At 55.0% G+C, this 1,299-nt stretch carries 1 protein-coding gene; it reads right to left on the bottom strand.

Annotated features, from left to right (window positions below; all coding sequences use genetic code 11):
- Window positions 1-64: 64 nt before the first annotated feature.
- Window positions 65-1,099, bottom strand: a complete 1,035-nt coding sequence (locus tag ACFMPD_RS17500) for a Hint domain-containing protein (protein WP_380997317.1) — start codon at window positions 1,097-1,099, stop codon at window positions 65-67.
- Between the last annotated feature and the right edge of the window lie 200 nt (window positions 1,100-1,299).

The following is a 1,299-nucleotide window of genomic DNA, read 5'->3' as shown; positions in this document are numbered from 1 at the left end:
TCCCTCCGACGCAAACTTTCCTCCAAAACACTTTAGACCGGCAGGAGGCGAACGCTTCCCCTGGCTATGCAGCGACACCCCCAAAACATGACCAGAATTCCCTGGCCAGGACAGCATGTGTCTGGCGTTTCGTCAGACATGGAAAAGCGGTTGGCTGGGATTCGTCAGACGTTACAATCCGGTTCAGGGCGCCGGACAACTGTCTGCGCTGGGTAAGGGTCAGATTGCGGACGATTTGCGACCCCAGCAAAAGCGTTTCCGAGGCGACGCCATTGGCCATGACGACGCAATGATCGTCACAGACAAAATGATGCCACTGCATTGTTCTCTTGCCCGCCATATGACGGATGCCAGGTCGTCCGACCAGCGCCTTTGCGGGCACAAAAACCGGCTCCGAGAGGGGTTGGTCAATTTGTCCGGGAACCCCCAAGAGAATGCGATGTTGCCCGGACACGATCAGATCCCGGTCTGGCAGACCGGGCGCAAATGCATCCCTGGATATCAGGACAGGTTTCTGGTGCAGTTTGACATCATCAAGAGGCTGGTGCCCTGTCCAAACCCAACGAACCGGCTGAATGCCGCAATTCAATGTGAGGACAAGATCACCGGGCCTGAGATTTTCGACGAGACAGTAGCCATCCGGAGTCTCGATGCGGGTTCCCGGCGCATAGCAGGCAGGAACGGAACCGGCATTGGTCGAGCTCTGGGTATAGTAGGTATGTCCGCCGTCATCCGACTGAAGCGACTCGCCAAAATCCGCCGTTCCGACAGAGCTGCTGGTCATTCCAGCGGCGGGTCCCTGGGTCGCAGAGACGGTGTTTCCCCAATAGGAAACGAACTGCAGAACATTGCCGTTGTCATCGACCAGCGCGATTGCATCGTCTGAGTGCAATTCACCCATGCCGCTTTGCGACTCGAACCCGGGCGTATTGCTGTCAATGACATAGACATCCGTGTTCCCATAGGTGCCCTGCAGCGTACCCAGAGAGTAGGTTTCAACCACGGTTCCATTACCTTGATACAGAACAACAGAATACGATGAAACGTCGGTACCGGTTGGCACCGCGATTTCGATGAACTCCGTATCCGAGTATCCCATATACTGAAATTCGGATATGTATCCTGGCATTGCAGCGCGTCTCCGGGTTTCGTTACCGCCAGTAGGCGATGCATTTCTTAAAATGCGCCAAGCAAAATCTGATTAGGCGCGCTGAACACGTATGAAAATGTTTCAAATTCTTGCGGTCTTGCGCACATTCTGACGCAAGGGCCGCTTGCATCTTAGGCTCAGGCCCCGTT

It is taken from the genome of Sedimentitalea sediminis, from assembly GCF_042687825.1.
GTDB lineage: Bacteria > Pseudomonadota > Alphaproteobacteria > Rhodobacterales > Rhodobacteraceae > Sedimentitalea.
The sequence above is the reverse complement of the archived record's forward strand: the minus strand, read 5'-3'. Positions and strand labels throughout refer to the sequence as shown.

Coding starts and splice junctions, on each gene's coding strand:
- ACFMPD_RS17500 (WP_380997317.1), bottom strand. CDS start 1,099: ATGGGATACTCGGATACGGAGTTCATCGAAATCGCGGTGCCAACCGGT.